The following is a 6,081-nucleotide window of genomic DNA, read 5'->3' as shown; positions in this document are numbered from 1 at the left end:
GGGTCCGGCCCGGCCTGATCACGATTCCCTGCGCTTCAAGGTGCCCGCGCAGGAGTCGACTGCTGGACTTCACCGAGCAGATCCGCAACTACCGGGAGGACCGTGAGGCCCGGCAGGCCCGGACCCTGCGTGGAGCAGCGTGCACGGGCGGGTGCCGCTGGCACACTCCTGAACATGATCAGGGGACGACTCACTGCGGCGACCCGGACCGGGCGCTGCGCAATCATCGCTTCCATCGTGGCCGCCGCGCTCGCCGCGGCCGGCTGCACCACCGGCGGGTCGAGCTCGCCGCGCCCGGCGCCGGTAGTCGCGACGTCGACACCGGGGCCGTCGATGACGGCCGTTGCCGAGGCCGCGAAGTGCTCCGTGCACCGGGACCTCGGCCGTGGCGGAAGCGTCAAGCTGCCGTTCGCGGACCTGTTCGGTCCGGGCGTCCGGCGCGGCATCGACCTGAACGACGAGTACCAACCCGGAGCGGGCGCTGGCACAGACGGCCGCTGCCAGCAGGAGATGCCGGACGGGGACGGCACCTGGTGCGGTCAGCCGGTCCCGTGGATGTCGGTCGACTGGCCGGACCGGGTCGGTGTCCTCGGGGCCCGGCAGATCCGCCGGATCGGGCTGTCGACGGACGAGGGCGTCCTCGGAGACGGCCGGAGCCACTCGCGCACGGTCGCGTACGTCGAGGTCGACTTCTGGGCCGACGACAGCAAGGGCGTCTCGGAGTTCCTCACGGAGGCTTTCCGCACGTGCGCCGGCGGGGTCGCCTCGAGAGTGCACGGTCTCCCAGCCGTCGTCGGGCACGTCCCGTCCGGGACGAACCGGTCCGGTGACGTCACCGCGGTCGCGTTCCTCGGCCAGACCCGGGTCGCGTGGGTCGTCCTCGACGGGCGCACGTGGACGAAGGCGGAGGAGGACCGCGCGCTCACCGCCCTCGCCCGCCACCTGAGCTGACACCCCGGCCGCCCGCCGCGTGCTCGTCATGGCGGTTTCGACCCCTCCGCTCGGACGCGTTGGCCGGACGGCGTCCCGTCGGGGGCGGCGTGTTTAGCGCTCCTGGTGGGTGTCAGCCGTGCGACCAGGAGGCCAGCCTCGAGTTCAGGTTTCGACTCCCAGGGAGATGCGGCGCATCGGTCGGGTCTCGAGTCCCCTCGCTAGTGGCCGTGTTTGACGCCGACTCGCCACATGCGGCATGAGCGTGCATTTCGTGGGAGCGTGACCTCATGGTCGATAGGCCCGTGGGGCATGACGCTTCGACGTGTCGGGGACTGGCGGCGCACCCGGACCTTGACGGTATCGACGTCGAGGTCGGCGCTATCGGGAGCTAGGAGGTCGATTCCAAGTGAAGACCGCGCGAATGGTTGCCATTGTCGCCTGGACAGTAATGATCGTGCTCGGCCTTGTTCTGACAGTGCGGGCCAATAACGGGCTATCGCGATTCGGTGGCCTGGGTTTCATGCTGGTCGGCGCCGCGGGCGTCGTGTACGCGGTCCGCAGCCGGAACTCGCCTCCTCAACAGTAAGCCGTCTCTAAACACGCGGCGATCGCCCTCGCCGGCGCGGACACGGTTCGCAACTGCACGTCGCGTCGCCCGTCGTGATCAGACCGGGTTCTCCAGTGAAAGAGGCAAGTGAAGGAGAGCCAGTCACAGGGCAGTGCGGCCCTGTTGTCCAAAGTTGAGGCGAGGCACCTGTCTACGGAGTTGAATGGCTGCGTGCAATCGCGGTATTTACCAGCACCCACACCGCTGCAACGCTGGGGGGCCCGTCATGGACGTGCTATCCGAGTCGGTTGTGCGCTCTTCGCCTTCGCGGTCCTCGGGGTCCAGGCGCTGGCGGTGACGCACGGGGAAGCGACAGCCGTCACGTGGATGGTCACGTTCGGTAGCATTCTTTCCACGGTCGGCCTGGTCACCGGAGTTAGCAGCCTGCAGCAATACGTGACGCGTTGGGACGCGAACCACGACGACCGGACTGGTTGATCCCAAGCACCATCAGCCGGCACACGGCGGCGGAGGCCTCAGCAGCGGGGTCCAACCTTTGGCATTTGGAAAAGATCGACTTCCCGTCCGCGGCATGAGCGGTAAAGGGGTTCTACCCGGCAGCCACGAGATCACGGGGCGCCATGCCGTCGTGGAAGTAGACAACTTGAAAGCCCTGAGTTCGGAGACGAGCCGCCAGCTCCGCACCGGCAGCTAGCCATGTCTCGGCAACTCGTTCGTCGGTGAATCCGGAAGCTGCCGGGTCCGATCGATTCAGGGTGGCCGTGTACTCGTCGCCCCAGGCCGAAAGGGCCGTCGCCAGATCCAGGGGGATGTCGAGGCTGGCAGGGTCAGCGTTGGCCGTCGCTGCTCCGACATCCCAGATGGGATAGCACTCGTAATCGGCCATGAGGCGAAGGGCGGGCACGCGGTCAGTATCGCTCGGCCAGATCCGCGCCGGAACGAACCATCAGCGGCATTTCCGGACGTTGCAGGCCGGCCTCTTCGTGGACGATCGTCAGGCCACGCCGGCAGCAGCCATGAGCAGACCAAAGACCACGAGGGCACCGACGCTCCAGATCCCGATCACGAGCCAGCCCAGGGCGTAACGCAAAGCGCGGCGTCTGCGAGATGGCAGAGGGGCTTCAGTGTCAATGACCGCACGTAGTGCGACCTCGGGGTCGCTCGCGCCCGCCGGCTCGTGGCGGCCCAGGGTCGAGCGCCCGACGATCACCATGCGGCGCCGATGATCGCGCAGGATCAGCAGATGCGTGTTGGCGCCCCGACCCGGCAGGGTGAGCCGGGAAACGCGCACGGAACCGAGTGATACCCGCCGGGGCCCCAACACCGTACGGACCGTCAGCTCAGATGCGGATCGACCCACCAGGGCCCAGGAGCCCATCGGCAGTACCAGGGTCGGGAGCACCAGCGCCAGGGCGAACGTCAGGACGAAAGTGGTGTTGGTGATCCAGTGGGTAGGAAGACCGGCATCCTGCGGCGCGGTGATCCACACGGGTCGGGTCAGCCGACAGATGACGACGGCTGCAGCCGCTGCCACGATCAGGACTCGTCCTGCGACGAGCAAACCAATGGCGATGGCCCTGGCTGTCGGATCGGTGTCCGCGTCCTCGTGCGCGTGCCTCGACGCCGCATCAGGGTCGGACCCGATCCCGTGGTCGAGGTTCGCACTGTTGAGGGAGTCGGCCGTCCCCGGTGGCCGCGGGTCACCGGTGGTGCCGCGACGCCCCGTGGTGGTGATGCGTGCCATCCGCTGCGCGTCCCTGCGTGCGTTGCGTCGCAGCCGCGCCCGGTTCAGCGGCAGGGACAGGACCGCGAGCATCAGTGCCGCGGTCCCGATGGACGCGGCCACGGCCTGAACGGTGGTGCCGTTGACCCGGTAGTCGTAGTCGCCCTTGGCCATCCCCGTGACGAAGGCTCCCGACGGGCCACGCCGCACGATGACGGTCAGCGGGGGCTGGTAGCCGGTCGCGGCGGTTGGCGCCTGCCATCCCTCCTTCCAGTTGTCGCCATCCAGAGGGTCGAGGCTGCCCGCGCCCTGCAGGGGAACCTGACCGCTCACGCCGGGAAACCCCACCCGGACGCCGTCGGCGACCCAGTAGCCGCCGCTCTTGGTGCTCTCGTACCCGACGTAGACCTGGACGTCGTTGCTGACCAGCCACTGCCCGTGCACCTTGAGGTCCTGGGCCGCGGCTCGATCGCTGGTGGCGTTGAGGACGACGCAGCAGCACACGCCAGCGACCAGGACGAGCCCGACGATCCATCGGCGGATGTCTCGGGTGGACTGGCTCAGCCACCGCACCGAGCGCGAGAGCCGGTCCTGCGGCTCCGGCAGGCCGCGCCGCTGCGGCGGACCCGCCGGCCCCAGCCGGGCAGGGGTGATGGCAGCCGGGCTCTCGTGGCTACTCACGCACTGAACCTAGACGTGGCGCGGCGGCCCGGTCGCTGGCCACGCCGTTGGCTACCGACGCTCGCCTTTCCCGGCCCAGGAAGGGCAGCGCAGACGGGTGCCGTAGCCGYAGCAAGCACCCGGCGTGCGGCATGAGGTCGCGACAGCTCATTTACCCGTGATTGAGGGGATCTCGACGATCTCTTTGATCCTGCGTTGGCCTCTGAGTCGTGCCTTCAGGCCAGGGAAGAAGTTGCGGTAGGTCTCCCCAAGGGAGCGCTCGTTCGGCCCCTCTGCCTCGATCACGATGCATGACCTGACCTCGATGCCGCCGACAGTCTGGCGTGTGAGTCGTGAGGGTCCGGTGGCCACGGCAACAGCGTCTTGAATGAGGCCTTTGAAGACCTCTCTCTGCTCGTCATCTTGGTACGCGAAGTCGGGGCCAGCCTCGACCCCGCCGAACGACAGGAAGTACATCTCACCGGGCGGTTTCACCCGGATGGTGACAACGCACTCCGGTCGTGCGCGTGGGTGTAGTTCCACGAGCAGCGCCTCGTCCTTGGTGTTGCCGCTGAGGAGTCTCCACGCGAAGTGCGGATGTCGCTCCATCAGGCTGGGGACCAGCGCAGCAAGATCCGACGTTTCCACGGAGGTCAGCCAATCACAACGGCGACCTTCGGAGTCGGGCTGAGAAGCACCCGCCTATGCCGGCCTCTCGTCTGTCCTCAGGGGGCCGGGTAGCGGCATGAACAGCAAGAGCGAGACTTCCTTACATCGGCTGGATCGCAACGTCCTCACATCGGCACGATCCTCGGGGAGCGGCATTTGCGGATGTTGCTGCGCGATGCAGAAGCGGCCGCATGCCACCATGCGGGGATGCCACACGACGAGGCCACGATTGCCCGCGCAACGTCGTTCCAGTCCGGCGCCGAGGCCTACGACGAGTTCCGACCCGGATACCCCGACAAGCTCTTCGACGACGTCCTCGCCTTCGCCCCCACCACGCTGGCACGCGGCGTGCTTGAGATCGGGGCGGGTACCGGAAAGGCCACCATCTCGTTAGCGCAGCGGGGCCTGGATGTCACCGCCGTGGAGCCTGCAGAGGCGATGGCTCAGGTCCTGAGGTCCCGGGCCGACGAGGCTGGCGTGGGTCATCAGGTTCGGGTTCGCGTTGCAACTTTCGAGGACCTCGAGGGCGCCGACGGGCCCTTCGGCCTGGTCGTGGCCGCTCAGTCCTTCCACTGGACCGACCCAGCGTCGAGGTGGACGCGGATGCGTGACCTGCTCGGGCCTTCTGGCGCAGTTGCTCTCTTCTGGAACAACTGGCACCTTGACCCGTCCGAGCATGACCTCGGCGCGGTTCGCCGGACGTACGAGACCGCGGCTCCTGATCTCATCGCGGACCTGCCCGCACCGGAGGACGTCGACCCCTGGCGCGATGAGATCGCCGTGAGCAGCGGGCTGGAGGACGCTTTCGAGCGCACCTACATCTGGACGCGGAAGCTGACCGCGACCGACTACTTGAGGTTGTTGTCCACCACGTCGCAGTACGCCGTGGCCCATGAGTCTGTGCGAGCGGCGCTCTTCACCGAACTAGAGACGATCTTCGAAGGGCACGTGCGACTGCAGGGAATGACGAAGCTGCACTTGATGCGCAAAGCCTGAGCGACTCGGCAGAAGCTCTTCGCGGCATGTGCGGACTTTGCTGGCCACCCAGCGCTGGCTACCTCATCGGGCACGCTGCGTATCGACCCTCGAGCAGGACGCGGCTCTGCAGCGCGACGCCCTCGAGGCCGGAGGGTGCCAGCGCATCTTCAACGTCAAGGTGTCCTTGAGTGGAACACAGAGGAGCTCACTTCTTGAAGCACTGGCCGGCTTTTCTCGTCCTTGGGACGGGGGAAGCCGGCCAGCCGCTTCTTTCTTGCGTTCGGGAGAAGGGGCCGCCGCGCGGAAACGCCCACCGCGTACCCGGTCGGTGCGACAGTGGGCGGCATGAGCGATGACTCGTGGGGAGCCAACACTCCACCGGCCGTCGATCCTCTCCCGCCGCTGCCCCCGGAGCTTGAAGAACTGACCGCACTGGTCGCCGAGGGTCGGCCGTTCCGGCTGCAACCCGGACGGAAGCTCCCCGGCCCCGGGGACCTGCCGGAGGTGCAGGTCCTGACCGCGCAGGGCTGGTCCATCGTCGGGCACCCCG

6 protein-coding genes are annotated in these 6,081 nt (G+C 67.7%); 3 read left to right on the top strand and 3 right to left on the bottom strand.

What is annotated here, in order from left to right; translation table 11 throughout:
* The first annotated feature begins 174 nt into the window (after positions 1-174).
* On the top strand, positions 175-951 hold the full coding sequence (locus tag AC1DP0_RS16710) for a hypothetical protein (RefSeq protein ID WP_478086354.1): 777 nt from the start codon (positions 175-177) through the stop codon (positions 949-951).
* A 1,139-nt stretch (positions 952-2,090) separates the two neighbouring features.
* Here the strand turns inward: AC1DP0_RS16710 and AC1DP0_RS16705 are convergent.
* The 3 genes from AC1DP0_RS16705 to AC1DP0_RS16695 all read right to left on the bottom strand — a co-directional run bounded on the left by AC1DP0_RS16705 (position 2,091) and on the right by AC1DP0_RS16695 (position 4,532).
* Entirely contained in the window at positions 2,091-2,387 is a 297-nt protein-coding gene (locus AC1DP0_RS16705) for a hypothetical protein (protein WP_478086350.1), read from the bottom strand.
* 108 nt (positions 2,388-2,495) lie between these two features.
* Positions 2,496-3,905: a hypothetical protein gene (locus tag AC1DP0_RS16700; protein WP_478086348.1), complete on the bottom strand. Its 1,410-nt coding sequence runs from the start codon at positions 3,903-3,905 to the stop codon at positions 2,496-2,498.
* 147 nt (positions 3,906-4,052) lie between these two features.
* Positions 4,053-4,532, bottom strand: a complete 480-nt coding sequence (locus tag AC1DP0_RS16695; RefSeq protein ID WP_478086344.1) for a hypothetical protein — start codon at positions 4,530-4,532, stop codon at positions 4,053-4,055.
* Between the two features lie 228 nt (positions 4,533-4,760).
* On the opposite strand from AC1DP0_RS16695, the gene AC1DP0_RS16690 reads away from it, so the two are divergent.
* Positions 4,761-5,549 (top strand): class I SAM-dependent methyltransferase, encoded by a 789-nt coding sequence (locus tag AC1DP0_RS16690; protein WP_478086340.1) that lies wholly within the window; start codon positions 4,761-4,763, stop codon positions 5,547-5,549.
* Positions 5,550-5,876: 327 nt separating this feature from the next.
* Positions 5,877-6,081 (top strand): hypothetical protein (locus tag AC1DP0_RS16685; protein ID WP_478086337.1); only part of this gene is annotated, 205 nt, incomplete at its 3' end.

Source organism: Terrabacter sp. P5_B1 (genome assembly GCF_056400505.1).
The sequence above is the reverse complement of the archived record's forward strand: the minus strand, read 5'-3'. Positions and strand labels throughout refer to the sequence as shown.